This window comes from Limnohabitans sp. (assembly GCF_038134685.1).
Classification (GTDB): domain Bacteria; phylum Pseudomonadota; class Gammaproteobacteria; order Burkholderiales; family Burkholderiaceae_C; genus Limnohabitans_A.
On sequence record NZ_JAYPVP010000012.1, the window covers coordinates 1 to 23,674 of the forward strand.

A 23,674-nucleotide genomic window follows, 5' to 3' on the forward strand; every position below is an offset into this window, starting at 1 on the left:
GGATTACGACCTGTACCTGCCCAGCAGCGTGCTGGTCACCGGCTACGACATCATCTTCTTCTGGGTCGCCCGCATGATCATGATGACGACCCACTTCACCGGTCGTGTCCCGTTCAAGCACGTCTACATCCACGGCCTGGTGCTCGACGCCCAAGGCAAGAAGATGAGCAAGTCCGAGGGCAATGTGCTCGACCCCGTGGACCTGATCGACGGCATCACCCTGGAGCCTCTGCTCGAAAAACGCACTCAGGGCCTGCGCAAGCCCGAGACCGCGCCCAAGGTCCGCAAGCAGACCGAAAAGGAATTCCCCGAAGGCATTCCGGCCTACGGGGCTGACGCACTGCGCTTCACCTTTGCCGCGCTGGCCACGCTGGGCCGCTCCATCAACTTCGACAGCAAGCGCTGCGAGGGCTACCGCAACTTCTGCAACAAGCTGTGGAACGCGACGCGCTTTGTGCTGATGAACTGCGAAGGCCAGGACTGCGGCCTCAAAGAACACGGCGCCGCCGAATGCCTGCCTGGTGGCTACCTGGAATTCAGCCAGGCCGACCGCTGGATCGTCTCGGCCCTGCAACGCATTGAAGCCGATGTGGCCAAGGGCTTTGCCGAGTACCGCCTCGACAACGTGGCGAACACGATTTACGACTTCGTGTGGAACGAGTTCTGCGACTGGTACCTCGAAATTGCCAAAGTGCAGATCAACACCGGCAATGAAGCCCAGCAGCGCGGCACCCGCCGCACGCTGATCCGCACGCTGGAGACCATCCAGCGCCTGGCTCACCCCATCATCCCCTTCATCACCGAAGAGCTGTGGCAAAAGGTCGCTCCCGTCGCAGGTCGCGCAGGTGAGTCCGTCAGCATTGCCGCTTACCCGGTCAGCCAGCCCGAGCGCATTGACGAGCAGGCTGAAGCCCATGTCGCCAAGCTCAAGACCCTGGTGGACGCCTGCCGTAACCTGCGCGGCGAAATGAACGTTTCGCCCGCCACCCGCATGCCTATGTATGTGCTGGGCGATACCGCCTTCATGCAAAGCGCTGCCCCGGTGTTGCAAGCGCTGGCCAAGCTCAGCGAGGTCAAGGTCTTCGACAACGAGGCCGACTGGGCCGCTGCCGCGCAAGCTGCACCGGTGGCCGTTGTGGGCGAAGCCCGCCTGTGCCTGTTCATGGAAATTGATGTGGCCGCTGAAAAGGTGCGCCTGTCCAAGGAAGTGGCTCGCCTGGAAGGCGAAATCACCAAAGCCAACGCCAAGCTGTCCAACGAAGCCTTTGTGGCCAAGGCGCCGCCAGCGGTGATCGAGCAGGAGAAAAAGCGCGTGGCCGACTTCACCGCCACGTTGGGCAAAGTCAAAGAGCAGCTGGCCCGTTTGGGGTGACAATATTCCAGTTTCAATAAAGGATCGGTCGCATGTCTCAAACCATTCGCAAAGCTGTGTTTCCGGTTGCTGGCCTCGGTACGCGCTTCTTGCCTGCCACCAAAGCCGCCCCCAAGGAAATGCTGCCGGTGGTGGACAAGCCACTGATCCAGTACGCGGTCGAAGAGGCCTATGCCGCTGGCATCCGCCACATGATTTTTGTGACAGGGCGCAGCAAGCGCGCGATTGAAGACCACTTCGACACCGCCTACGAACTGGAAACCGAACTCGAACAAGCGCAGAAAAACGAGCTGCTGGCCCTGGTGCGTTCGGTGCAGCCTGACGACATGGTCTGCGCCTATGTGCGCCAGAACCGCATGCTGGGTCTGGGCCACGCGGTGTTGTGTGCCGAGCCCTTGGTGGGCAACGAGCCTTTTGCCGTGCTGCTGGCCGACGATTTGATGGTCGGCCCCAGCGGACAAGATGGCGTGATGAGCCAGATGGTGCGCGCCCATGCGCAGCAAGGTCGCTCGATTCTGGCGGTGCAGGAAGTACCGCAAGACCAGGTGCGCCGCTATGGCATCGTGGCCGGCGAGTCGGCTGGCAAGCAGATGATCCGCGTCGAACAGATTGTGGAAAAACCCAGCCCCGAGAAAGCCCCATCACGCATGGGTGTGGCCGGACGCTACATCCTCACCCCTGGCATTTTTGATGAGATCCGCCAGCAAACCACGGGCGTGGGTGGCGAGATTCAGCTGACCGACGCGATTGCACGCCTGATGCAGCGCGAGGCGGTGTATGCCTTTCAGTACGCAGGCAAGCGCTACGACTGCGGCAGCAAAGAAGGCTTCCTTGAGGCCACAGTAGAGCTGGCCTTGCAACACCCGCAAGTGGGCGAATCGTTCCGCCAGTACCTGCAAAGCCTCAAGTTCTAAGGCGGGGTGACCCCACCCGTTGCACCCGTTCAGCGGCGCGACAACCAGAACAGGAATTGGTCTTCAGTCTTTTCCTGTTGCAGCAAGGTGTTGCCGGTCTGACGGGCAAAGGCCTCGAAGTCGCGCCAGGCCCCTGGGTCGGTGGCGATCACTTTGAGCACCTGCCCGCTTTGCATTTCGCTGAGAGCTTTCTTGGCGCGCAAAATGGGCAAGGGGCAGTTGAGCCCGCTGGTGTCGATTTCTTTGTCGATCTGCATCACTTCTCCATCTCGCTCTTTTCGCGCTCAAACTGCTCGCGTTCTTCCCAACTCATGAAGCGCGGTTCATGCCCTTGTGTTTTGAGCCAATCGCCCAGCGCGTAGCCCGTGCCCGCGGGCCAGCAAATGAGCTCGTCAAGGGCAAACATTTTGTATTCCAGCAACTCGGGCGAGAGGCTCACGGCGCCTTGCGCCTGCGCATGGTAAGCGATGATGACCTGGTTCATGCGCTGAAAGTCATACGCCCCCACCAGCTTCAGCGACAGCACATCGAGCTGGGTTTCTTCCTTGATCTCGCGGGTGATGCCCTGCTCTGGCGTTTCCCCCGCCTCCATGAAACCGGTGATCAAGGCAAAGCGCCTGCCCGGCCAGGCCGCATTGCGTGCCAGCAGCACCTTGTCGCCGACCTGAACAATGGCGGCCAGCACCGGCGTGGGATTGTTCCAGTGCGTGAAGTCGCACGCCGGGCAACGCAGGCGCAGCTTTTCGCCACCGTCTTCGAGCTGGCTGAGCCACTGCAAAGGCGTGGCGCACTGCGGGCAAAACTTGAATTCGCTCACGAGGGCTTTCAGGCCGGGAACACGCCCGTGGACAAATAGCGGTCGCCCCGGTCACACACCACAAACACAATGGTAGCGTCCTCTACCGTCTTGGCAATTTGCTGCGCCACCCAGCAGGCACCCGCCGCTGAGATGCCCGCAAAAATGCCCTCCTGGCGGGCCAGGTCGCGGCACATGTCCTCGGCATCGTCTTGCGACACATACACCAGCTCGTCCACGCCACTGGGGTCGTAAATTTTGGGCAAGTATTCCTGCGGCCACTTGCGAATGCCGGGAATACGCGAGCCTTCGCTAGGCTGCGCACCGATGATGCGAATAGCCGGGTTCTTTTCCTTGAGGAATCGCGAAACGCCGGTGATGGTGCCGGTGGTGCCCATGGCGCTCACGAAGTGGGTGATGCGCCCTCCCGTCTGCTCCCAGATTTCGGGGCCCGTGGTTTCGTAATGAATGCGCGGGTTGTCCGGGTTGGCAAACTGGTCCAGCACGCGGCCCTTTCCTTGCGCCACCAGCTCGTCAGCCAGGTCGCGCGCGTATTCCATGCCGCCGCTCTTGGGCGTGAGGATCAGCTCAGCGCCAAAGGCCTTCATGGTCTGCGCACGCTCGATCGACAGGTCCTCGGGCATGATCAAAATCATGCGGTATCCCTTGATGGCTGCAGCCATGGCCAGCGCAATGCCGGTGTTGCCAGAAGTGGCCTCAATCAGGGTGTCGCCCGGCTTGATCTCGCCGCGCTCTTCGGCGCGTCGAATCATCGACAAGGCTGGCCTGTCCTTGACCGAACCGGCTGGGTTGTTGCCCTCGAGCTTGCCCAAAATCACATTGCGTCGGGGCTGCCAGACTTCAGCGCCCAAGCGCTGCAGAGCGACCAGCGGTGTTTTGCCAATGGCATCTTCAATGGTGGGATAAATCATGGTGTTAATGTGCCATAATTTAGCCCTTCACACAGAACCCTGCCCGGGTGGTGAAATTGGTAGACGCAGGGGACTCAAAATCCCCCGCCGCAAGGCGTGCCGGTTCGATTCCGGCCCCGGGCACCACTTGAGACTGAGTCAAGATTCAGTTCATGATCAAAAGGCCTCTCTTTGAGAGGCCTTTTTTGATGCAAGACTGCACCCCAACTTTCTCTGCGATGCTCTTGCCATGAACCGCATTACCCTACCCAACGGTCGCCAACTCAGCCAAATGGCCTACGGCGTCTGGCGCCTGTCTGAAGCCAGCGACACCAGCGTCAACGCCAACCTGGCGCGCATCGACGCTTGCCTGGCCCAAGGCATCACCACCTTTGACCACGCCGACATCTACGGTGACTACCGCTGCGAAGCGCTGTTTGGCGAGGCCATCAAGGCCCGCCCGGCGCTGCGCGATCAGATCGAGATCGTCACCAAAACCGACATCATGCTGCTGTCGCAGCAGTGGCCCAGCACGCGGGTGAAGCACTACGACACCTCACCGGCGCACATCACCGCCAGTGTGGACCGCTCGCTGCAGCGCATCGGTGTGGACGTGATCGACCTGCTGCTGATTCACCGCCCCGACCCGCTGTGCGACGCCACCGCGCTGGGCGCCTGCCTGGACGGTCTGATCGACAGCGGCAAGGTGCGCGCTGTGGGTGTGTCGAACTTCATGCCCTGGGACGTGGACCTGCTGCAGTCGCGCATGGAGCATCAGCTGCAGACCAACCAGATCGAGCTGAGCCTGCTGCACACCGCGCCCTTCATCAACGGGCAAATCGCGCACGCGCAGCAGCACCACATGCCGGTGATGGCCTGGTCGCCCTTGGGTGGCGGGCGATTGCACAGCCAGGCCGCGCAGACTGGCACTGCCGCGGCGCGTTTGGCGCCCAAGCTGGCCGCGCTGGCACAAGCCAGCGGCACCGACACCACCGCCGTGGCCATGGCCTGGCTCATGCACCACCCGGTGGGCGTGTTGCCGGTGATGGGCAGCAACCAGCTGGAGCGCATTGGCGCCTTTGCCCAGGCGCTGAAGGTACCCATGGACCGCCAAACCTGGTTTGAGTTATACGAACTCGCCAATGGCCACGAGGTGCCTTGATTGCTTTATGAGATGTTCATGAACGCTCAGCCAGTCATTTAAAGCAACTGCTTTTGCAGCGCCAGGCCATCGCGCACATGCGGGTAATTCAGTTTCAGGCGCAGCTCGCGTTTCAATCGGCCGTTGTCCAGGCGTCTTGACTCGTTCATGAAGCTCAGCAGCATCAAAGGCAGAGACTGGTCGGCCTCGCTGCGCGCCACACGGGGTGGGCGCTGCAAGCCCATGAGGTCGGCAGCCAGGTCAAAGTAGTCGCCCATCTTCAGGTCGGTGTCGTCGCACACATTGAAGGTACGTTGCGGCTTGCCGCGCCACAGGGCCAGCATGCAGGCACGCGCAAGATCGTTGGCGTGAATATGGTTGGTGTACACATCGTCTTGCGGCTGCAGCACGGGTGTGCGCTTGATCAGCCGTTCACGCGGCGTCCCCCCTTCGCGGTCTTGAGCGTAAATGCCGGGCACGCGCAAGATGCTGGTCACCGATCCACTGCGCCCAAACAGGCGCACCCAGGCTTCGGCATCCACGCGGCGCATGGCGCGAGGTGTGTGTGGCTGCACCGTGCGTGTCTCGCTGACCCTCTCGCCTTGGCAGTCGCCGTACACGCCCGTGGTGGACGCATACACCAGCGACTGCGGCAATGTGCGTTTGCGCAGCGCACGCATCAGGTTGCGGGTGCGTGGGTCCGTCTCACCGGTTTTGCGACGCTCGGCATCCGGCGGGGCCAGGTGCACCACACGGTGTGCAATACCAGCCAGACGGGACAGACTACCCGGGTCATCCAAATCGCCCACCAAAGGCGTTAACCCGCAAGCGCGCAGCAAGCGTACGCGCTCGAGGCTGGAGGTGAGCGCCAGCAGACGCACGCGTTGCGAAGTGGGCGCACCCAAAACGCCCGCTGTACGCAGCCCTACATCGCCACAGCCAACGATCAGCACTCGTTGACGACGAAAACGTGAGGGCAAGGCACCTAAGGGAGTCTGATTTGAAGGCAAAATTGAGGATTCCGGGTTCAACAACCCTGCAAGGATACCCAAAACATGAGCTTTCAAATCACCGTTGAGCCCAGTGGCCGCCGTTTTACCGCCGATGACAACGAAACCCTGCTGACCGCTGGCATCCGCCAGGGCATTGGCCTGCCCTACGGCTGCAAGGACGGCGCTTGCGGTTCCTGCAAATGCAAAAAGGTGTCGGGCACCGTGGTGCACGGCCCGCATCAGGAAAAAGCCCTGTCAGCTGACGAAGAAGCGCAAGGCCTGATCCTGACCTGCTGCGCCACTGCGCAAAGCGATGTGGTGCTCGAATCCAAACAAGTGACCGAGGAAGGCGGTCTGCCCGTCAAAAAAATGCCAGTGCGTGTGGCCAGCCTGGAGAAAAAGTCTCACGACGTCATGGTGCTCAAGGTCCAGCTGCCGGCCAGCGAACCCATGAAGTTCCGTGCGGGCCAGTACATCGAGTTCATCCTGCGCGACAACTCGCGCCGCAGCTACAGCATGGCCAATGCGCCACATACGCTGGAGGTATCTCCTCCGCAAGTAGAGCTGCACATTCGCCACATGCCCGGGGGCAAGTTCACCGACCCGGTGTTCTCCACCATGAAAGGAAAAGACATCCTGCGCGCCGAGGGGCCGTATGGCAGCTTCTACCTGCGTGAAGATTCCGACAAGCCCATGATCCTGCTGGCCTCCGGCACAGGCTTTGCCCCCATCAAAGCGCTCATCGAGCACATGCAGCACATTGGTAGCCAACGCCCAGCCACCCTGTACTGGGGCGGCCGCCGCCCGGCTGACCTGTACATGGCCGACTGGGTGCAGGCGCAATGCGCGGCCATGCCTAACCTGAAGTTTGTGCCCGTGATCTCCAACGCCGAAGCCGAGGACAACTGGACGGGCCGCACCGGCTTCGTGCACCAGGCCGTGCTGCAAGACCACCCGGACCTGTCGGGCCATCAGGTGTACGCCTGTGGAGCCCCCATCGTGGTGGAGTCTGCCCAGCGCGAATATGTGGCGCAAGGCAAACTGCCCGCAGAAGAGTTTTACGCTGACTCGTTCACCTCCGAGGCCGATAAAGCCAAAGCCTGATCTGCTCGACCAGCCAAAGAAAAACGCCCGGCATGCCGGGCGTTTTTCTTGCATCAGGCGAAAGCTTATTCGCCCAGATAGGCGGCGCGCACTTTGGGGTCTTCGAGCATGTCTTTGCCCGCGCCGGTCATGGTGATGAGGCCGGAGTCCATCACATAGCCACGGTCGGCCAGGGCCAGAGCGCGGCTGGCGTTTTGCTCCACCAGCAACACCGTCACGCCCTGGGCGTACACGTCTTTGACCACCTCAAAGATCTTGTCCACCATGATGGGCGACAGGCCCATGGAGGGCTCGTCGAGCAACAGCACCTTGGGGCGACTCATCAGCGCACGGGCCATGGCCAGCATTTGCTGTTCACCACCGGACATGGTGCCGGCCAGCTGGTCCTTGCGCTCGCGCAGACGCGGGAAGATGTGGAACATCTTTTCCATGTCATCGGCAATGGCGGTGCTGTCATGACGAATGTAGGCACCCATCTGCAGGTTCTCGACAATCGTCATGCGGGTGAACACACCACGGCCTTCGGGCACCATGGCCAGACCTTGTTTGACCAGATCCCATGGGCCCTGGCCTTTGATGCTCTTGCCCAGGTACTCGATGTCGCCGCCTTGCATGGGCAAGGTGCCGGTGATGGCCTTCATGGACGTGGTCTTGCCTGCGCCGTTGGAGCCGATCAAGGACACCAGTTCGCCTTCGTGGACTTCCATGTCCACACCCTTGACGGCCTGGATGCCGCCATAAGCCACTTTCAGGCCTTTGACTTTCAATAGCGTATTGGCCATGTCAGTGTCCTCCGGTGCCCAAATAGGCTTCAATCACTTTTTCGTTTTTCTGCACGTCGGCAGGCGTACCTTCGGCAATCTGTTTGCCATAGTCGAGCACCGTCACGCGGTCGCACAGGCCCATGACGAGTTTGACGTCGTGCTCGATCAGCAAGATGGTGCGGTTGTCCGAGCGGATCTGGTCGATCAGTTCGCGCAGCTGCACTTTTTCGGTGGCGTTCATGCCGGCAGCAGGCTCGTCCAGCGCGATCAGCTGCGGGTCGGTGGCCAGAGCGCGGGCGATTTCCAGACGACGTTGGTCGCCGTAGGACAGCGTGCGCGCCTTGTAGTTGGCGTATTTGCCAATACCCACATAGTCCAGCAACTCGTGGGCGCGCTCGGCAATTTCCGCTTCCTCACGCTTGAAGCCGGGGGTATGAAAAATGGCGCCCAACAAACCGGAGTTCGTCCGGATGTGACGGCCCACCATCACGTTTTCCAGCGCCGTCATGTCGGCAAACAAACGAATGTTCTGGAAGGTACGCGCAATGCCGGCCTTGGCCACGGTGTGCACGGCCGTGGGCTCATAAGCATGCCCGGCGAGTTCGAACGTACCACCGTCTGGCGTGTACAGACCGGTGATCACGTTGAAGAACGTGGTCTTGCCCGCGCCGTTGGGGCCAATCAGGCCATAAACCTGACCGCGCTCAATGGTGATGCCCACATCGGACAAGGCTTGCAGACCACCAAAACGTTTGGAGACACCTGCCACTTTCAATACAACATCTTTTTTCATGGTGTGCCCCTCACTTATGGCTCTTGCGCAGGTTTTTGCCATGCTCGGGCGCTGGCCACAAACCACGCGGACGCAGCAGCATGACCACAATCATGGCCAGCGCAATCAACAGCTGACGCAAGATGGCCGCATCCAGGCGACCATCCGTCATCTCCTGCAAAGGACCCGCGATGTAACGCAGCACTTCGGGCAGGGCAGACAGGAGCACGGCACCCAAGATGACGCCGGGCAAGTGGCCCAGACCACCCAAAACGACCATGGCCACGATCATGACCGACTCCATCAGGCTGAACGACTCGGGCGACACAAAGCCCTGGAAGCCCGCAAACATGGCTCCGGAAACACCACCAAAAGTGGCCCCCATGCCGAAGGCCATCAGCTTGAGGTTACGCGTGTTCAGGCCCATGGCCTTGGCCGCAATTTCGTCTTCACGAATTGCCATCCAGGCACGCCCGATACGCGAATTTTCCAGCCGGTGCGAAACCAGAACGCTCAACAGCACCAGCACCAGGAACAAGTAGTAGTACAGCGTCACCGAAGGAATGTCGAACTCGCCAATGGTCAGTCGCTTGCTCAGGCTAAAGCCAAAGAAGTGGATCGAGTCGATCATGTCGATGCCCTTGGGCCCGTTGGTGATGTTCACCGGCTGGTCCAGGTTGTTCATGAACACGCGAATGATCTCACCGAAACCCAGCGTCACGATGGCCAGATAATCGCCACGCAGCTTGAGCGTTGGCGCACCCAACAGCATGCCAAACAAGCCTGCAAGCCCTGCCCCCACCGGGATGATCAGCCACAAGGGCATGTGCATGCCCTCCGGGAACATGGCTGCAATGGCGGGGAAAGTGTCAATCAAGTGTGGAGATGACAGGAGCGCGTACATGTACGCACCCACTGCAAAGAAAGCCACATACCCCAGGTCCAGCAGACCGGCGTAGCCCACCACAATGTTCAGCCCCAGCGCCAGCAAGGTGTAGAGCAGCGCCATGTCGGCAATGCGCACCCAGGCATTGCCAAAGTTCTGCAGCACCAGCGGCAACATCAGTGCCAGCACGATCACCAGCAGCACGTTTTTGGAAGAAGCGTTGATTTTCATGTTCAGTGCTCCTTGTCAATCAAGCGCGGTCGGCCACGCGTTCACCCATCAAGCCAGACGGACGCAGCGTCAGGATGATGATGAGCACAATGAAGGCCAGAATGTCGGTGTACTGGCTGCCCAGCACACCCCCTGTGAGCTGGCCCAGGTAGCCCGAGCCAATAGACTCGATCAGGCCCAGCAAAATGCCGCCAACCACTGCGCCGGACAAATTGCCAATGCCGCCAAACACGGCAGCGGTGAAAGCCTTCAGGCCTGGAATGAAGCCCATGGCGTGTTGCGCCGTACCGTAGTTGGACGCAAACATCACGCCCGCAATGGCAGCCAGGACAGCGCCAATGATGAAGGTGGCAGAAATCACCATGTCGGGCTTGACCCCCATCAGGGCTGCCACACGCGGGTTCTCTGCCGTGGCACGCATGGCGCGCCCCAGACGTGTGGCGTTGACCAGCCACATCAGCACCGCCAGCGAAATTGCCGTCACGCCCAGAATCATGATTTGTGTCGGTGTGATCACTGCGCCACCAATCGCAATGGGATCGGTGGGCAGCAGTGCGGGGTAAGCCTTGTAGTTAGGCTTCCAGATGATCATGGCCACGGTTTGCAGCAAGATACTCATGCCAATCGCCGTGATCAGCGTCGACAGCTTGGGGCTGTTGCGCAAGGGGCGGTAAGCCACCTTTTCGATCGTGAAGTTCAAACTTGCGGCCACCACACAGGCAATGAGTGTGGCCAACAGCAAAATGACCCAGCCTGGTGCCCAAGGCATGCTGTCGCGCATCATGCCGATGACGCTCCAGCTGGTCAGCGCGCCGACCATGAGCACTTCACCATGCGCAAAGTTGATAAGGTTAATGATGCCGTACACCATGGTGTAGCCCAAGGCCACCAAGGCGTACATGCTGCCCAGTACCAGACCGTTGATGATCTGTTGAAGCAAGATGTCCATGCGTGAATAACTCCGTTGCGACCAGCTCATGCCTGGTCAGTTCATCGGTTGATGTCTTCAGTTCGAAAAAGGCCTTATGGGCCACATCCGTTCCATTAGCAAAAAACCCGCCAGCTTTGACTGGATCGGGTCGATGTGGCCCGCATTGTAACGGGGGTCAGCCAGGTGTCAGCCCGCAAACTGCAGGTATTTACCCTGCTTGGCTTTGGCGTCAGGGCAGCTGTTGCGAACGCTCCATGAGGCATGTTTGTCTCCTTTGTTTTTGGAATCCGAGGAGTGTAGTGAAGCCATCGCGAAAAATATGTTCATATTTCGATGATTAAACCAATTTATCGGCAAATTTAACCTTCTATAGCAAAATATGAGGAAAAATTCACCACCATGGATAAAACAGATGTCAAATTGATTCAGGCCGTACAGGACGACAGCCGCCAAACCCTGGCGCAGTTGTCAGACCGGTGCGCCACCTCCTCATCCTCAGTGGCCCGCAGGCTCAAACGACTGGAGGACGAAGGCATCATCACGGGCTACACCGCCACCGTATCGCCCTCGGGCTTGGGCTACAAGCAAGACATCTTTGTGGAGGTGACCTTGCGGGGCCAAGATGGTGCATCCATGTCCGCTTTTGAGGCGGCCATTGCAGGCGTCAAACAGGTGCTGTCCTGTTGGTTGATGAGCGGCGAATTCGACTATTTAGTCCGCGTGGTGGCGCGTGACGCCAGCGATTACGAACAACTACACCGCCATTTATCCCAACTGCCAGGTGTACAGCGGCTGCGTTCGAGTTTTTCCTTGCGCCAAGTGCTGTCGCGGCAAATTCAGCCCAGCTATTAAGACGGCCACACCGCTTCAACGCGGCGGCTTGTCGGCCTCTTCATCCAGGCGGCGCAAGAATGCCAGCTTGTCTGCAATTTTGGTTTCAAGCCCACGCGGCACCGGCTGGTACCAGCCCGGCTCGTCCATGCCATCGGGCAGATAGGTTTCGCCAGCCGCATAAGCATGAGGCTCATCATGCGCGTAGCGGTAAGCATGGCCATGACCCAGCTCTTTCATGAGTTTGGTGGGGGCATTACGCAAATGGACCGGCACCTCGCGGCTCTTGTCATGCTTCACAAAAGCCCGGGCCTGGTTGTAGGCGTTGTAGCCCGCATTGCTCTTGGCGGCAATCGCCAGGTAAATCACTGCTTGCCCCAGGGCCAGTTCCCCCTCGGGACTGCCCAAACGCTCATACGTCAACGCCGCATCGTTGGCAATTTGCATGGCCCGCGGGTCAGCCAAGCCAATGTCCTCCCAGGCCATGCGCACAATGCGCCGCGCAAGATAACGCGGGTCAGCACCGCCATCGAGCATGCGCGTGAGCCAGTACAACGCGGCATCAGGGTGCGAGCCACGCACCGATTTGTGCAGGGCTGAAATCTGGTCGTAAAAATTGTCCCCGCCTTTGTCAAAGCGCCGACTGTTCAAGGTCAAGGCGTTTTGCACAAAATCAGCATCAATGCGCGTCACGCCTGCCGCACCCGCCGCCGTCTGGCACTGTTCCAGAAGATTCAGAAACCTTCTGGCATCGCCATCGGCATAACCGATGAGGGTGTCTCGGGCTACGTCTTCAAACGCCAGGCCTGCCAAAGCCTTGTCCTGCGCGCGCTTGAGAAGATCTCCCAACTCGCTGTCGGTCAACGACTTGAGCACATACACCTGCGCCCGCGACAGCAGGGCTGAATTCACCTCGAACGAGGGGTTCTCGGTGGTGGCCCCGATGAACGTCACCAAACCACTTTCAGCATACGGCAGCAAAGCATCCTGCTGCGATTTGTTGAACCGGTGAATTTCGTCCACAAACAAAATGGTCTGCCGTCCCAAGGCCTGGTTCTGCTGGGCCTGCTCCATCGCCGCGCGGATATCCTTCACCCCAGAGAACACGGCTGACAAGGCAATGAAGGCACAGTCAAAAGCGGTGGCCGTCAGCCGGGCCAAGGTGGTTTTACCCACGCCAGGCGGACCCCAGAAAATCATGGAGTGGGGCTTGCCCGACTGAAACGCCAACCGCAAAGGTTTGCCTTCACCCAAGAGGTGCGATTGCCCAATCACTTCATCCAGCGTCTTGGGCCGCAAAGCCTCTGCCAACGGCGAATGCTGGTGCGGTGTCGCTTGGGCAAACAAATCGGTCATGGCCGAATCACATCCACCCCAGCTGGAGGACGGAACACGAACAGCGAGGCTGGCAAATCAACGTTGTTGGCACCGGCCGAAAAGGTCAGCACCGAGCGCTGCCCCAAACGGTCAAGCACATCCAGGCGCACCAGCTCAACCCCAGCATCCGTGCGACGCAGTCCTGCGCGCACTGAAGCCAACGACGCATCAGCCGCGCGCGGCGTGGCCAGCACCCAGCTCAAACCCTCGGCATCGGGCTGGTCTTGCAGCTCAAAGTCTTTTTGCAAACCGCTGACACCCTGCGCCGATGTCAACAAGGCAGCAGGCGACGTGCCCAAAGCCTGCGTCTGCGCACGCGCAGTCACCTGCTGCAAATCCAGGTCATACAGCCACATGGTTTTGCCATCAGCCACCAACCACTGCTCGTAAGGGCGTTGATACACAAAGCGGAACTTGCCAGGGCGCTTGAATTCAAAAGTCCCGCTGGAGTTCTTGACACGAGGCGCCTGCCCCGCACGCGCTGGCGATGTGACGGCCTGAGAAAACTGCGCTCGCCCGCTGTGCACGGTGCGCAGGTACTCATCCAGCCATTGCGTAGCCTGTGCCTGCACAGCTGTCCATGCCAACAAGGCCAACGCACCCATCACACCGTGACGAAGTCCGAACATGCTGTTTACTCCGCCCGGTTGGGCACCAGAATTTCGCGCTGGCCGCTGCCGCTCATGGCGCTGACCAGGCCCGCGTTTTCCATGTCTTCCACCAGACGCGCAGCGCGGTTGTAGCCAATCTTGAGGTGGCGCTGCACCAGCGAGATGCTGGCCTTGCGGTGCTTGAGCACAACTTCGACCGCCTGGTCGTACATCGGGTCTTTCTCGCCACCTTCACTGCCATCACCCAAGGGACTGTCTTCACCATCGACCGTCCCACCTTCGAGCACGCCTTCGATGTAGTCAGGCTCGCCTTGTGCTTTAAGGTATTCGACGACGCGGTGCACTTCGTCGTCGCTCACGAACGCGCCGTGCACTCGGATCGGGAAACCCGTCCCCGAAGGCATATAAAGCATGTCCCCCATACCGAGCAAAGCTTCGGCGCCCATCTGATCCAGAATGGTACGGCTGTCGATCTTGCTGGAGACCTGAAAGGCGATGCGGGTGGGGATATTGGCCTTGATCAGACCGGTGATCACGTCGACGCTGGGACGCTGGGTGGCCAAAATCAGGTGAATGCCAGCAGCACGCGCCTTTTGAGCCAGACGGGCAATCAGCTCTTCGATCTTCTTGCCCACCACCATCATCAAGTCAGCCAATTCGTCGATAACGATCACGATGTGCGGCAGCCGCTTGAGCGGCTCCGGATCATCCGGCGTCAGGCTGAAAGGGTTGTAGATGAACTCTTCGCGAGCCGTGGCATCGTCAATTTTGGCGTTGTATCCCGCCAGGTTACGCACACCCATTTTTGACATGAGCTTGTAGCGTTTCTCCATCTCGGCCACGCACCAGTTCAAGCCATGCGCAGCCTGCCGCATATCGGTAACGACTGGCGCCAGCAAATGCGGAATGCCTTCGTAGACCGACATCTCCAGCATCTTGGGGTCGATCATCAAGAGGCGTACATCGCGCGCTTCGGCCTTGTAGAGCAACGACAGGATCATGGCGTTGATACCCACCGATTTGCCCGAGCCCGTGGTACCGGCCACCAGTACGTGCGGCATCTTGGCGAGGTCTGCCACCACCGGGTTGCCCACGATATCCTTGCCCAGCCCCATGGTGAGCATGGACTTGGCTTCGTTGTAGACCTGCGAGCCCAGGATTTCGCTGAGCTTGATCGACTGGCGTTTGGCGTTGGGCAATTCCAGCGCCATGTAGTTCTTGCCAGGAATGGTTTCGATCACACGGATCGACACCAGAGACAGCGAGCGCGCCAGATCCTTGGCCAGGTTGACGATCTGCGAGCCCTTGACACCGGTGTCAGGCTCGATTTCGTAGCGTGTGATCACCGGTCCGGGCGCAGCAGCCACCACGCGCACTTTGACGCCAAAGTCCGAGAGTTTTTTCTCGATCAGGCGACTGGTCATCTCCAGGGTTTCCGGTGACACCGTCTCTTGCTTGCCAGACATGGCATCCAGCAGGTCCACCTGCGGCAGCTTGCTGTCGGGCAATTCATTGAACAAGGGCTTTTGTTTTTCCTTGACCACGCGTTCGCTTTGCTGCACCTGCGCAACGGGGGTCTCAATGACCATGGCAGGCTTAGGCGCTGGCACCTGCACAGGTTCAAGATCCAGCTGCCCCTCCGGAGCAAGCAACATGTCTGCATCCAGCATCGGCTCCACCGGCTGGAAATGGTTCGCCACCATTTCGCGCTCGCGCAAGGCTTGCTGGCCCATGGCCAGGTCTTGCTCCATTTCCTTGCGCAGCTCGCGCGCCCGCATCAAACGGTCAATGCGCTCACCGATCAACTCCGCCCACTGGCCCCAGGCAAAACCAAACACCCAGGCACTGCTGAGCACCATGATGCCCAAGGTCACCAAGGCACTGCCCGTAAAACCCAGCCAGTATTCGCTCAACTGCCCCAGCACCAGCCCCCAAGCTCCACCCGCCGACCCCGGCAAACCGGTATCCAGGCGATAAAGGCGTGACCACTCCAGGGCAGCGCTGGCAGACACCAGCAAAAGCAAACCCACAACCACCAGCGCCCGGGCACGATGCTTTCTGGGTGGCAGCAATGCTGCACGAGGCAGATCGGCGCTGTGCAACCAGCGCCTGACTCCGCCTGACCACAGACGCAAAGCAGCCAGCACCAGCCACCACGCCGAATACCCGAACAGGAAATACGCCACATCAGCAAACCAGGCGCCCAAGCGTCCCGCCCAGTTGTGAACGTCAGTTTGCGAGCCTGTGGTCGACCAAGCGGCATCGACCGGGCTATGGCTGATCAAGGCCAGCACAGCCAATAACAGGGCCACACCGGTGATCAGCAAGGAAATTTCCTGGGTAAAACGCCGCCAGCCACTGACCGGCGTGGCAATTGCGCTCGGGGCTTCTCCCGAACCAGTAAGGGTGTGCAAGGAATAACTCATGTCTAGGCGCAAGCTTACCCGATCAGGCACCCTCATGACCTGAAACAAATGCGGTCATGCCAGCCTGCCTACAATCAGAACATCGGGAGCCCCTTTTCGGGCCTGTTTTTGACCCTGTTTTAGAAGTCCGTCCATGAGCGCCAACGCCCAACACGCCAAAGTCCTGATCCTCGGCTCCGGCCCCGCCGGTTACACCGCTGCCGTTTATGCAGCACGTGCCAACCTCAACCCTCTGCTGATCACTGGCATGGCCCAGGGCGGACAGCTGATGACCACCACCGAAGTGGACAACTGGCCCGCCGATGTGCATGGCGTGCAAGGCCCCGAGCTGATGCAACGCTTTCAGGAACACGCCGAGCGCTTCAATACCCAAATGGTGTTCGACCACATCAACGCGGTGGACCTGTCCAAGCGCCCCTTTACCCTGACGGGCGATTCGGGCACCTACACCTGCGACAGTCTGATCATTGCCACCGGCGCCTCGGCCCGCTACCTGGGGCTTCCCTCCGAAACCGAATTTCAGGGCCGCGGCGTCAGCGCTTGCGCCACTTGTGACGGATTCTTTTACCGTGGCGAGGTCTGCTGCGTGGTCGGCGGCGGCAACACCGCCGTCGAAGAAGCGCTTTACCTGTCCAACATTGCCAACAAGGTGTACCTGATCCACCGCCGCGACAAGTTCACGGCCGAACCCATCATGGTCGACAAGCTGATGGCCAAAGTGGCTGAAGGCAAGATCGAGCTCAAAACCCACCGCACCCTCGATGAAGTGCTGGGCGACGCCAGCGGCGTGACCGGCGTGCGCCTGAAGAGCACCCAGGACGGCAGCACCGAGGATGTGACGCTCAAAGGCTGCTTCATTGCCATTGGCCACTCGCCCAACACCGACATCTTCAAGGGCCAGCTGGAACTGGAAAACGGCTACATTGTGACCCAAGGTGGCCACAAGGGCTTCTCCACTCAGACCAGCGTGCCCGGCGTGTTTGCTGCAGGCGATGTGCAAGACCACGTCTACCGCCAAGCCATTACAAGCGCTGGCACCGGCTGCATGGCCGCCCTGGACGCCCAGCGCTTCCTGGAGCAGGAAAACGGCTGATCGCCAACCCCTTCAATTTTCGCTATAATAGCCAGCTTTGCTGTGTTTGCCTGCCTTAGCTGCAGGGTTTACAGACGCAGTGATCTGGGTTACCGCCACCCATCCTGGCGAGGTGAGGCTGGAGCGCCTGGTCATTGCAAATGCGCAATAACCGTTCGGCACCAGCCGTTTTGACAATACTGGAGTGTCCTCATGGCACGCGTCTGTGACGTAACGGGCAAGAAGCCCATGGTCGGGAACAACGTTTCCCACGCCAACAACAAAACCAAGCGCCGGTTCCTGCCGAACCTGCAATACCGTCGTTTCTGGGTCGAGAGCGAAAACCGTTGGGTGCGCCTGCGCGTTTCCAGCGCCGCCCTGCGCCTGATCGACAAAAATGGCATCGATGCCGTGCTCGCAGACATGCGCGCTCGCGGTCAAGCCTGAACCTTCTAAGGAGCTAACACCATGGCAAGCAAAGGCGGACGCGAAAAGATCAAGCTGGAGTCCACGGCCGGTACCGGTCACTTCTACACGACCAGCAAAAACAAGAAGACCATGCCCGAGAAAATGGCGATCATGAAGTTTGATCCCAAAGCTCGCAAGCACGTCGAGTACAAGGAAGTGAAACTGAAGTAATTCAGCTCACCCCAACAAAAAAAGCCGCTGAACTTCAGCGGCTTTTTTGTTGGCCTCGCATCAAGCGAGGCCTGTTCAAACAACACCCGATCAGGCAGCGCGAGTCCGCACCGAACGCAGCTTGGTCGAAAACTCACGCAGTGCAGCAATACCACTGCCCTCGGCACGCTTGCACCAAGCCTGCAGGTCTGCAGCCAATTGCTCGCGGGACTCATGTGTGTTCAGCCAGATCTGGCGCAGCTCTTCGCGCATCTGCACCATTTTGTCCAGCGTCGGGCTGGCTGCACGGGCCTTGGCCAACTCGGGCACGGCATCAAACGGCACCTTTTCGGCATCGCGGTGCAACCAGCGGCTGGCCGCACCCAGTACCTTGGCATCCGTCAATTTGCCGGCCTCTTGCGCCACCACGCTGCGCAGACCACGGGCGTAGTTGGCCATGACTTCGTAGCGGTTGGCGATCAGGGCCTCCAGGGTTTTTTCATCAGCCACAGGACGTGCGTCACCATAAGCGGCCTTCGGTGGTGTCTTCTTGACCGTGGCCAGGCCCAGCTTGCTCAGAATGCTGATGTACAGCCAGCCAATGTCAAACTCGTAGGGCTTGACCGACAGCTTGGCCGACGTGGGGTAGGTGTGGTGATTGTTGTGCAGCTCTTCGCCACCAATGATGATGCCCCAAGGTGAAATATTGGTGCTGGCGTCTTGCGCCTCGAAGTTCCGGTAACCCCACCAGTGACCAATACCGTTGATGATGCCCGCCGCCGTGATCGGGATCCAGGCCATCTGCACTGCCCAGACCGACAGGCCTGCAAAACCAAACAATGCGACATCAATGATGAGCATCAGGCTCACACCCAGCGCAGAACGGCCGGTGTAGACATGGCGCTCGATCCAGTCGTTAGGGGTGTTATGACCGTAACGCTCCAGCGTTTCCTGGTTCTTGGCTTCAGCGCGGTACAGCTCGGCGCCCTTCCAGAACACGGTTTTGATGCCATAGACCACGGGGCTGTGGGGGTCACCCTCGCGCTCACACTTGGCGTGGTGCTTGCGGTGAATGGCGGTCCACTCCTTGGTCACCTGGCCGGTGGTCAACCACAACCAGAAACGGAAGAAGTGCGCGGGAATGGGATGCAGGTCCAGGGCGCGGTGCGCCGAGTGACGGTGCAGGTATATCGTGACGCTGGCAATGGTGATGTGTGTCAGCACCAAAGTGACGAGCACGATCTGCCACCAGGCCAGATCGAACAGACCATGACCCAGCCACTGCACCAGCGCGTTGAAAATATCGGAATCAGCAAAAATCAAGGCAATACCTTCACAGAACACCGCAAAAAGCGGTCAATTCGCTGATTTTAAGTTTTTCGCCCCCCGAGCGCCAGTGCTTTAAATCAAACCCTTTCCCAGATGGCCGCAAAAAAGCCGTCCGTGCCGTGACGGTGGGACCACAAACGCAGATAGTCGCCGTTGGCCGTGCACAGCCCCTCGGCCCCCTCCACCTTCAGGCGCTGCAGCTCTTTCGCAACCGGCACAGGCTTGAATTGCGGGTGCGTCTGGGTAAACGCTTGAGCTATGTCGTCGTTTTCCTGCTGCAGCACACTGCAGGTGGCATACACCAAACGACCACCCGGCTTCAGCAAGCGCGCAGCGCTTTCCAAAATCGAGGTTTGTTTAGCGGTCAACTCCTGCACAGCCTTTTCAGACTGACGCCACTTCAAATCCGGGTTGCGGCGCAAGGTGCCCAAACCAGAGCAAGGCGCATCCACCAGTACACGGTCCATCTTGCCGGCCAGCCGCTTGATGCGTTCATCACGCTCGTGGGCAATGGCCGCCGGGTGCACATTCGACAGGCCGCTGCGTGCCAGGCGAGGCCTGAGTGCCTCCAGACGATGGGCGGAGACATCAAAGGCATACAGACGCCCTGTGCTGCGCATGGCTGCGCCCAGTGCCAGCGTTTTGCCGCCCGCACCTGCACAAAAATCGGTCACCATTTCGCCGCGATGCGGGTCCACCAGCAGCGCCAGCAGCTGTGAGCCTTCGTCCTGCACCTCGATGGCACCACGGGTGAACACATCCAGCTTTTGCAACGCGGGTTTACCTTGCAGTCGCAGGCCCAAAGGCGAATACGGCGTCGGCTCTGCCTCCACACCGGCCTGCTTGAGTTCTTTGAGCACCGCATCGCGCTTGGACTGCAGGCTGTTGACGCGCAAGTCCAGCGGGGCGGGATTCTGCTGGTCGGCAGCCCAAGCCCAAAAGTCGTCGCCCAGCTGGGCCTGTAAGGCCTTGGCCATCCACTCGGGCAAGTTATGGCGGTGCGGGGCCAGCAGATCGGAAGGCTGTACCTTGTCGCAGGCGTCCAACCAGGTTTTTTCGGCTTCGCTGAGGGCGCTTTTCAGAAAGTCGCGCGGACCAAAGAAGCCCAAAATAGCCAGCCGCCGCTCTTTGGGGCCGCTGCCCGAGCGGGCCAATTGTTCAAACAACAGTTTTTTGCGCAGCACAGCAAAGGCCGTTTCGGCCAAGGTGGCGCGCTCGCGCGGGCCCAGGGAACGGTGCTCGCGAAAATAGCGCGAAACCACCGCGTCGGCTGGATGATCAAACAGAAGGCAGAGCTTGACCAGTTCGGCGCAAGCGTCAAGAAGGGCTTTAGGATGCATAGCCTTTATTGTCCCATTTGCTTGACCATGACCGATGACGACCTGCCCGAATTGATTGAGACGCCGCCTGGCCTGTACCGCCACTACAAGGGCGGACAGTACCGCGTGCTGGGCACCGTGCGCCACAGCGAAACCCTGGAACCCATGACGCTATACCAGGCGCTGTACGGTAAGCAAGGCCTGTGGGTACGGCCTGCAGCCATGTTCAGCGAGGTGGTTGAGATCGATGGCAAAACACGGCCACGGTTTGAGCGCGTAGGTGACTGATGTCATCGCGAGCGAAGCGCGGCGATCTTTTCAGCGATGGCCTGCGGATAAATGCGGTGCTCTTGCGTGAGCACCCGCGCGGCAAGCACCTCGGGGGTGTCATCAGGCAGCACAGGTACCACGGCTTGGGCGAGGATGGCGCCGTGGTCCAGCTCCGCCGTGACTTCATGCACAGTGGCGCCGGCAAATTTGCAGCCGGCTTCAATAGCGCGGGCATGGGTGTTGAGCCCTGCAAACGCAGGCAAGAGCGAGGGATGGATGTTGACCATGCGCCCCGCGTAGTGCGCCACGAAACCCGGCGTGAGGATACGCATGAACCCCGCCAGAACCACGAGCGCGGGATCGAAGGCATCTATGGCCTGCATCAAGGCGTGGTCGAACGCTTCGCGGCTGTCGAAAGCTTTGTGGTCCAGGCTTTGGGCGGCCAGGCCCTGCGTACGAGCCCAGGCCAGACCCGTTGCGTCCGGGCGGTTGCTGAACACGGCCACCACTTGGGCACCCTGCTTTTCGGCCCAACGCTGGACGCGGGCGGCCTCCACAATCGCTTGCATATTGGAGCCGGAGCCGGAAATCAGAATGACGATGTTTTTCATGCGACCTCGATTATCCCCGCAGCCTGTCGCGGTACCGACTGGCAAGACCGAACGGTCGTGCTAAAAACCGGTATCGCCTTTTCTCTGCTCACTGCAAAACACATTTATGGATCTGGCATTCACCCCGGAAGAACTCGCGTTCCGCGACGACATCCGCACCTGGGTTCACGCGAACCTGCCCAAGGACATTTCGGACAAGGTCCACGCCGCACAGCGCCTCTCGCGCGATGACATGCAGCGCTGGGCCAGGATCCTCGGCAAGAAAGGCTGGCTAGGCTACGGCTGGCCCAAGCAGTTCGGCGGTCCCGGCTGGAGTGCCGTGCAAAAGCACCTGTTTGAAGAAGAATGCGCCCTGGCGGGTGCCCCCCGCATCGTGCCTTTCGGCCCGGTGATGGTGGCGCCCGTGATCATGGCCTTTGGCAATGCCGGGCAGCAGCAGCGCTTCTTGCCGGGCATCGCCAGCGGCGAAGTCTGGTGGAGCCAGGGCTACAGCGAACCGGGTTCCGGCTCGGACCTGGCCTCGCTCAAGACCCGCGCCGAGCGCAAGGGCGACAAGTACATCGTCAACGGCCAGAAAACCTGGACCACGCTGGGGCAGTACGGCGAATGGATCTTCTGCCTGGTGCGCACCAGCACGGAAGGCAAGCCGCAGACCGGTATTTCCTTCCTGCTGATCGACATGAAGTCGCCCGGCATTACCGTGCGTCCGATCAAGCTGCTCGACGGTGAATGCGAGGTCAACGAAGTCTGGTTCGACAACGTCGAGGTGCCCGCTGAAAACCTGATTGGCGAGGAAAACAAGGGCTGGACCTACGCCAAGCACCTGCTCAGCCACGAGCGCACCAATATTGCCGACGTCAACCGTGCCAAGCGCGAACTCGAACGCCTCAAGCGCATTGCCAAGGCCGAAGGTGTGTGGGACAGCAGCGTGGACGGCCCTTCGGCCGGCCGCTTCCGCGACGAAATCGCCAAACTTGAAGTGGACATTGTGGCCCTCGAAATGCTGGTCCTGCGTGTGCTTTCCGCCGAGAAGTCGGGCAAGAACTCGCTGGACATTGCAGGCCTCTTGAAGATCCGCGGAAGCGAGATCCAGCAGCGCTACACCGAACTCATGATGCAAGCTGCCGGGCCCTTTGCCCTGCCCTTCATCTTCGAGGCCATGGAAGCAGGCTGGCAAGGCAACTTCCCCGGCGGCGTGGTGGCCAATGCGCCGCTGGCCTCCAACTACTTCAACATGCGCAAGACCACGATTTACGGCGGTAGCAACGAAGTGCAACGCAACATCGTTTCACAAACGGTTCTGGGCTGAGGAGACAAGACATGGATTTCGATTTTTCTGAAGACCAGGAACAACTGCGCGACGCGGTGCGCAAATGGGTCGACAAAGGCTACGACTTCGAGCGTCGCCGCGCCATCGTCAACGCAGGTGGTTTTGACCGCGCCGTCTACACCGAACTGGCCAAACTGGGTCTGACCGGCCTGTACGTGAGCGAAGACCACGGCGGCCTGGGCATGGGCCCGGTCGAAGCCATGATCGCCATGGAAGAACTCGGTCGCGGCATCGTGCTCGAGCCCCTGGCCCAGACGCTGATTGCCAGCGCTGTGCTGCAGACACACGCCCCGGCCGAACTGCAGGCCAGCTGGCTGCCCCGCATCGCCGGTGGCGAGGCCATCGTGGCGCTGGCGCACCAGGAGCGCGGCGCACGCCACCACCTGGACCGCTGCAAGGCCGAGGCCAAAGAGGCTGGTGGCCAATGGACCGTGAGCGGCACCAAGAGTATCGTGCCCGTGGGTGATGTGGCCGACGCCTTCATCGTGCCCGCACTGGCCGACGGCCAGATGGCACTGTTCCTGGTGGAGCGTGGCGCTGCCGGCGTCAAGGCCGAGGGCTATGTGACGCAGGACGGTTCACGTGCTGCAGAAGTGGCTTTCAGCAACAGCCCGGCGCAACTCATCACCAAGAACGGGCTGACCGCCTTGCAGGAAGCCGCCGACATTGGCTCGGCCTGCATTTGCGCCGAAGGCGTGGGTGTGATGGACAAGACCCTCGCGATCACCGCCGAGTACCTGAACACGCGCAAGCAGTTCGGCGTGGTCATCGCGTCCTTCCAGGCCCTGCGCCACCGCGCGGCCGACATGAAGATGCAGCTCGAACTCGCGCGCTCCATGAGCTACTACGCCAGCCTCAAGCTCAAGGTACCCGAAGCAAAGCGCCGCCAGGCGATGGCCCGCGCCCGCGTCCAGCTGGGCACCTCCATGCGCTTTGTGGGCCAGTCGGCGGTGCAGATGCACGGCGGCATTGGCGTGACGGACGAGTACATCATGAGCCACTACTTCAAGAAGCTCACGCAGCTGGAAATGACGTTTGGCGACACCCTGCACCATCTGGGTGAAGT

25 protein-coding genes and 1 tRNA gene are annotated in these 23,674 nt (G+C 60.2%); 12 read left to right on the forward strand and 14 right to left on the reverse strand.

From position 1 onward, the window contains the following. Both AAFM15_RS06745 and galU read left to right on the forward strand, forming a co-directional pair. Nucleotides 1–1,372: class I tRNA ligase family protein (locus AAFM15_RS06745; protein ID WP_341685942.1), on the forward strand; the 1,372-nt coding region annotated here is incomplete at its 5' end. A 32-nt stretch (nt 1,373–1,404) separates the two neighbouring features. Then, the gene (gene galU, locus AAFM15_RS06750) at nt 1,405–2,286 is read left to right on the forward strand and encodes a UTP--glucose-1-phosphate uridylyltransferase GalU (protein ID WP_341685943.1); all 882 of its coding nucleotides are present in this window, start codon (nt 1,405–1,407) and stop codon (nt 2,284–2,286) included. A 29-nt stretch (nt 2,287–2,315) separates the two neighbouring features. Here the strand turns inward: galU and AAFM15_RS06755 are convergent, their stop codons facing one another. From AAFM15_RS06755 to cysM, 3 genes are read right to left on the reverse strand one after another with little or no spacing between them, the layout of a single operon-like run. Continuing rightward, complete coding sequence (locus AAFM15_RS06755) at nt 2,316–2,543, reverse strand: sulfurtransferase TusA family protein (RefSeq protein ID WP_341685944.1); 228 nt, start codon at nt 2,541–2,543, stop codon at nt 2,316–2,318. Beyond that, complete coding sequence (locus AAFM15_RS06760) at nt 2,543–3,103, reverse strand: NUDIX hydrolase (protein ID WP_341685945.1); 561 nt, start codon at nt 3,101–3,103, stop codon at nt 2,543–2,545. Before AAFM15_RS06760 ends, AAFM15_RS06755 begins: the two co-directional genes overlap by 1 nt. Nucleotides 3,104–3,111: 8 nt before the next feature. Beyond that, a complete protein-coding gene (gene cysM, locus AAFM15_RS06765) occupies nt 3,112–4,014 on the reverse strand; it encodes a cysteine synthase CysM (RefSeq protein ID WP_341685946.1) in 903 nt (300 codons plus the stop codon). A 41-nt stretch (nt 4,015–4,055) separates the two neighbouring features. Here cysM and AAFM15_RS06770 point away from each other — a divergent pair. Together AAFM15_RS06770 and AAFM15_RS06775 are read left to right on the forward strand one after the other, a co-directional pair. Next, nucleotides 4,056–4,140: transfer RNA gene (locus tag AAFM15_RS06770), tRNA-Leu, on the forward strand. A gap of 103 nt (nt 4,141–4,243) precedes the next feature. Further along, the gene (locus AAFM15_RS06775; protein ID WP_341685947.1) at nt 4,244–5,155 is read left to right on the forward strand and encodes an aldo/keto reductase; all 912 of its coding nucleotides are present in this window, start codon (nt 4,244–4,246) and stop codon (nt 5,153–5,155) included. A gap of 38 nt (nt 5,156–5,193) precedes the next feature. On the opposite strand, the gene AAFM15_RS06780 is transcribed toward AAFM15_RS06775, so the two are convergent. Then, entirely contained in the window at nt 5,194–6,144 is a 951-nt protein-coding gene (locus AAFM15_RS06780) for an SDR family oxidoreductase (RefSeq protein WP_341685948.1), read from the reverse strand. Between the two features lie 45 nt (nt 6,145–6,189). Here AAFM15_RS06780 and AAFM15_RS06785 point away from each other — a divergent pair, with 45 nt between their 5' ends. Beyond that, on the forward strand, nt 6,190–7,230 hold the full coding sequence (locus AAFM15_RS06785) for a CDP-6-deoxy-delta-3,4-glucoseen reductase (protein WP_341685949.1): 1,041 nt from the start codon (nt 6,190–6,192) through the stop codon (nt 7,228–7,230). 65 nt (nt 7,231–7,295) lie between these two features. On the opposite strand, the gene AAFM15_RS06790 is transcribed toward AAFM15_RS06785, so the two are convergent. The 4 genes from AAFM15_RS06790 to AAFM15_RS06805 are packed head-to-tail and all read right to left on the reverse strand — an operon-like array spanning nt 7,296 to nt 10,832. Further along, on the reverse strand, nt 7,296–8,012 hold the full coding sequence (locus AAFM15_RS06790) for an ABC transporter ATP-binding protein (RefSeq protein WP_341685950.1): 717 nt from the start codon (nt 8,010–8,012) through the stop codon (nt 7,296–7,298). Nucleotide 8,013: 1 nt separating this feature from the next. Continuing rightward, a complete protein-coding gene (locus AAFM15_RS06795) occupies nt 8,014–8,787 on the reverse strand; it encodes an ABC transporter ATP-binding protein (protein WP_341685951.1) in 774 nt (257 codons plus the stop codon). 10 nt (nt 8,788–8,797) lie between these two features. Further along, the gene (locus tag AAFM15_RS06800) at nt 8,798–9,883 is read right to left on the reverse strand and encodes an ABC transporter ATP-binding protein (RefSeq protein ID WP_341685952.1); all 1,086 of its coding nucleotides are present in this window, start codon (nt 9,881–9,883) and stop codon (nt 8,798–8,800) included. A gap of 19 nt (nt 9,884–9,902) precedes the next feature. After that, complete coding sequence (locus tag AAFM15_RS06805) at nt 9,903–10,832, reverse strand: branched-chain amino acid ABC transporter permease (protein ID WP_341685953.1); 930 nt, start codon at nt 10,830–10,832, stop codon at nt 9,903–9,905. 381 nt (nt 10,833–11,213) lie between these two features. Here AAFM15_RS06805 and AAFM15_RS06810 point away from each other — a divergent pair, with 381 nt between their 5' ends. Then, nucleotides 11,214–11,666 carry an Lrp/AsnC family transcriptional regulator gene (locus AAFM15_RS06810; protein ID WP_341685954.1) on the forward strand — a complete coding sequence of 151 codons (453 nt, stop codon included), beginning with the start codon at nt 11,214–11,216 and terminating at the stop codon, nt 11,664–11,666. A gap of 15 nt (nt 11,667–11,681) precedes the next feature. Here AAFM15_RS06810 and AAFM15_RS06815 read toward each other — a convergent pair whose 3' ends face one another. From AAFM15_RS06815 to AAFM15_RS06825, 3 genes are read right to left on the reverse strand one after another with little or no spacing between them, the layout of a single operon-like run. Continuing rightward, nucleotides 11,682–13,001, reverse strand: coding sequence for a replication-associated recombination protein A (locus AAFM15_RS06815; RefSeq protein WP_341685955.1), 1,320 nt, complete (start codon nt 12,999–13,001; stop codon nt 11,682–11,684). Continuing rightward, entirely contained in the window at nt 12,998–13,651 is a 654-nt protein-coding gene (gene lolA / locus AAFM15_RS06820; protein WP_341685956.1) for an outer membrane lipoprotein chaperone LolA, read from the reverse strand. The genes AAFM15_RS06815 and lolA overlap by 4 nt, the downstream gene beginning before the upstream one ends. A gap of 5 nt (nt 13,652–13,656) precedes the next feature. Continuing rightward, entirely contained in the window at nt 13,657–16,059 is a 2,403-nt protein-coding gene (locus AAFM15_RS06825; RefSeq protein ID WP_341685957.1) for a DNA translocase FtsK 4TM domain-containing protein, read from the reverse strand. A 133-nt stretch (nt 16,060–16,192) separates the two neighbouring features. Between AAFM15_RS06825 and trxB the strand changes: the two genes are divergently transcribed. From trxB to rpmG, 3 genes are all read left to right on the forward strand, one after another. Then, nucleotides 16,193–17,152, forward strand: coding sequence for a thioredoxin-disulfide reductase (gene trxB, locus AAFM15_RS06830; RefSeq protein ID WP_341685958.1), 960 nt, complete (start codon nt 16,193–16,195; stop codon nt 17,150–17,152). A 192-nt stretch (nt 17,153–17,344) separates the two neighbouring features. Further along, complete coding sequence (gene rpmB / locus AAFM15_RS06835) at nt 17,345–17,578, forward strand: 50S ribosomal protein L28 (RefSeq protein ID WP_124863363.1); 234 nt, start codon at nt 17,345–17,347, stop codon at nt 17,576–17,578. A gap of 21 nt (nt 17,579–17,599) precedes the next feature. Further along, a complete protein-coding gene (rpmG, locus tag AAFM15_RS06840) occupies nt 17,600–17,770 on the forward strand; it encodes a 50S ribosomal protein L33 (protein WP_191820063.1) in 171 nt (56 codons plus the stop codon). 90 nt (nt 17,771–17,860) lie between these two features. Here rpmG and AAFM15_RS06845 read toward each other — a convergent pair whose 3' ends face one another. After that, entirely contained in the window at nt 17,861–19,072 is a 1,212-nt protein-coding gene (locus AAFM15_RS06845; RefSeq protein WP_341685959.1) for a fatty acid desaturase, read from the reverse strand. 83 nt (nt 19,073–19,155) lie between these two features. Beyond that, complete coding sequence (locus AAFM15_RS06850; RefSeq protein ID WP_341685960.1) at nt 19,156–20,418, reverse strand: RsmB/NOP family class I SAM-dependent RNA methyltransferase; 1,263 nt, start codon at nt 20,416–20,418, stop codon at nt 19,156–19,158. Between the two features lie 27 nt (nt 20,419–20,445). Here AAFM15_RS06850 and AAFM15_RS06855 point away from each other — a divergent pair, with 27 nt between their 5' ends. Next, entirely contained in the window at nt 20,446–20,685 is a 240-nt protein-coding gene (locus AAFM15_RS06855) for a DUF1653 domain-containing protein (protein WP_341685961.1), read from the forward strand. A gap of 2 nt (nt 20,686–20,687) precedes the next feature. Here AAFM15_RS06855 and purN read toward each other — a convergent pair whose 3' ends face one another. Further along, nucleotides 20,688–21,278 (reverse strand): phosphoribosylglycinamide formyltransferase, encoded by a 591-nt coding sequence (purN, locus tag AAFM15_RS06860; protein WP_341685962.1) that lies wholly within the window; start codon nt 21,276–21,278, stop codon nt 20,688–20,690. A gap of 106 nt (nt 21,279–21,384) precedes the next feature. Here purN and AAFM15_RS06865 point away from each other — a divergent pair, with 106 nt between their 5' ends. After that, the gene (locus tag AAFM15_RS06865) at nt 21,385–22,587 is read left to right on the forward strand and encodes an acyl-CoA dehydrogenase family protein (RefSeq protein ID WP_341685963.1); all 1,203 of its coding nucleotides are present in this window, start codon (nt 21,385–21,387) and stop codon (nt 22,585–22,587) included. Between the two features lie 11 nt (nt 22,588–22,598). Continuing rightward, nucleotides 22,599–23,674: acyl-CoA dehydrogenase family protein (locus AAFM15_RS06870; RefSeq protein ID WP_341685964.1), on the forward strand; the 1,076-nt coding region annotated here is incomplete at its 3' end.

Excerpts from the sequence above, each read along its gene's own strand:
- rpmG (WP_191820063.1), top strand. The coding sequence starts at position 17,600 with ATGGCAAGCAAAGGCGGACGCGAAAAGATCAAGCTGGAGTCCACGGCC.
- AAFM15_RS06810 (WP_341685954.1), top strand. The coding sequence starts at position 11,214 with ATGGATAAAACAGATGTCAAATTGATTCAGGCCGTACAGGACGACAGC.
- purN (WP_341685962.1), bottom strand. The coding sequence starts at position 21,278 with ATGAAAAACATCGTCATTCTGATTTCCGGCTCCGGCTCCAATATGCAA.
- AAFM15_RS06855 (WP_341685961.1), top strand. The coding sequence starts at position 20,446 with ATGACCGATGACGACCTGCCCGAATTGATTGAGACGCCGCCTGGCCTG.
- AAFM15_RS06790 (WP_341685950.1), bottom strand. The coding sequence starts at position 8,012 with ATGGCCAATACGCTATTGAAAGTCAAAGGCCTGAAAGTGGCTTATGGC.
- AAFM15_RS06825 (WP_341685957.1), bottom strand. The coding sequence starts at position 16,059 with ATGAGTTATTCCTTGCACACCCTTACTGGTTCGGGAGAAGCCCCGAGC.
- AAFM15_RS06800 (WP_341685952.1), bottom strand. The coding sequence starts at position 9,883 with ATGAAAATCAACGCTTCTTCCAAAAACGTGCTGCTGGTGATCGTGCTG.
- AAFM15_RS06795 (WP_341685951.1), bottom strand. The coding sequence starts at position 8,787 with ATGAAAAAAGATGTTGTATTGAAAGTGGCAGGTGTCTCCAAACGTTTT.
- AAFM15_RS06850 (WP_341685960.1), bottom strand. The coding sequence starts at position 20,418 with ATGCATCCTAAAGCCCTTCTTGACGCTTGCGCCGAACTGGTCAAGCTC.
- AAFM15_RS06815 (WP_341685955.1), bottom strand. The coding sequence starts at position 13,001 with ATGACCGATTTGTTTGCCCAAGCGACACCGCACCAGCATTCGCCGTTG.
- AAFM15_RS06755 (WP_341685944.1), bottom strand. The coding sequence starts at position 2,543 with ATGCAGATCGACAAAGAAATCGACACCAGCGGGCTCAACTGCCCCTTG.
- cysM (WP_341685946.1), bottom strand. The coding sequence starts at position 4,014 with ATGATTTATCCCACCATTGAAGATGCCATTGGCAAAACACCGCTGGTC.
- rpmB (WP_124863363.1), top strand. The coding sequence starts at position 17,345 with ATGGCACGCGTCTGTGACGTAACGGGCAAGAAGCCCATGGTCGGGAAC.
- AAFM15_RS06865 (WP_341685963.1), top strand. The coding sequence starts at position 21,385 with ATGGATCTGGCATTCACCCCGGAAGAACTCGCGTTCCGCGACGACATC.
- lolA (WP_341685956.1), bottom strand. The coding sequence starts at position 13,651 with ATGTTCGGACTTCGTCACGGTGTGATGGGTGCGTTGGCCTTGTTGGCA.
- galU (WP_341685943.1), top strand. The coding sequence starts at position 1,405 with ATGTCTCAAACCATTCGCAAAGCTGTGTTTCCGGTTGCTGGCCTCGGT.
- trxB (WP_341685958.1), top strand. The coding sequence starts at position 16,193 with ATGAGCGCCAACGCCCAACACGCCAAAGTCCTGATCCTCGGCTCCGGC.
- AAFM15_RS06805 (WP_341685953.1), bottom strand. The coding sequence starts at position 10,832 with ATGGACATCTTGCTTCAACAGATCATCAACGGTCTGGTACTGGGCAGC.
- AAFM15_RS06775 (WP_341685947.1), top strand. The coding sequence starts at position 4,244 with ATGAACCGCATTACCCTACCCAACGGTCGCCAACTCAGCCAAATGGCC.
- AAFM15_RS06785 (WP_341685949.1), top strand. The coding sequence starts at position 6,190 with ATGAGCTTTCAAATCACCGTTGAGCCCAGTGGCCGCCGTTTTACCGCC.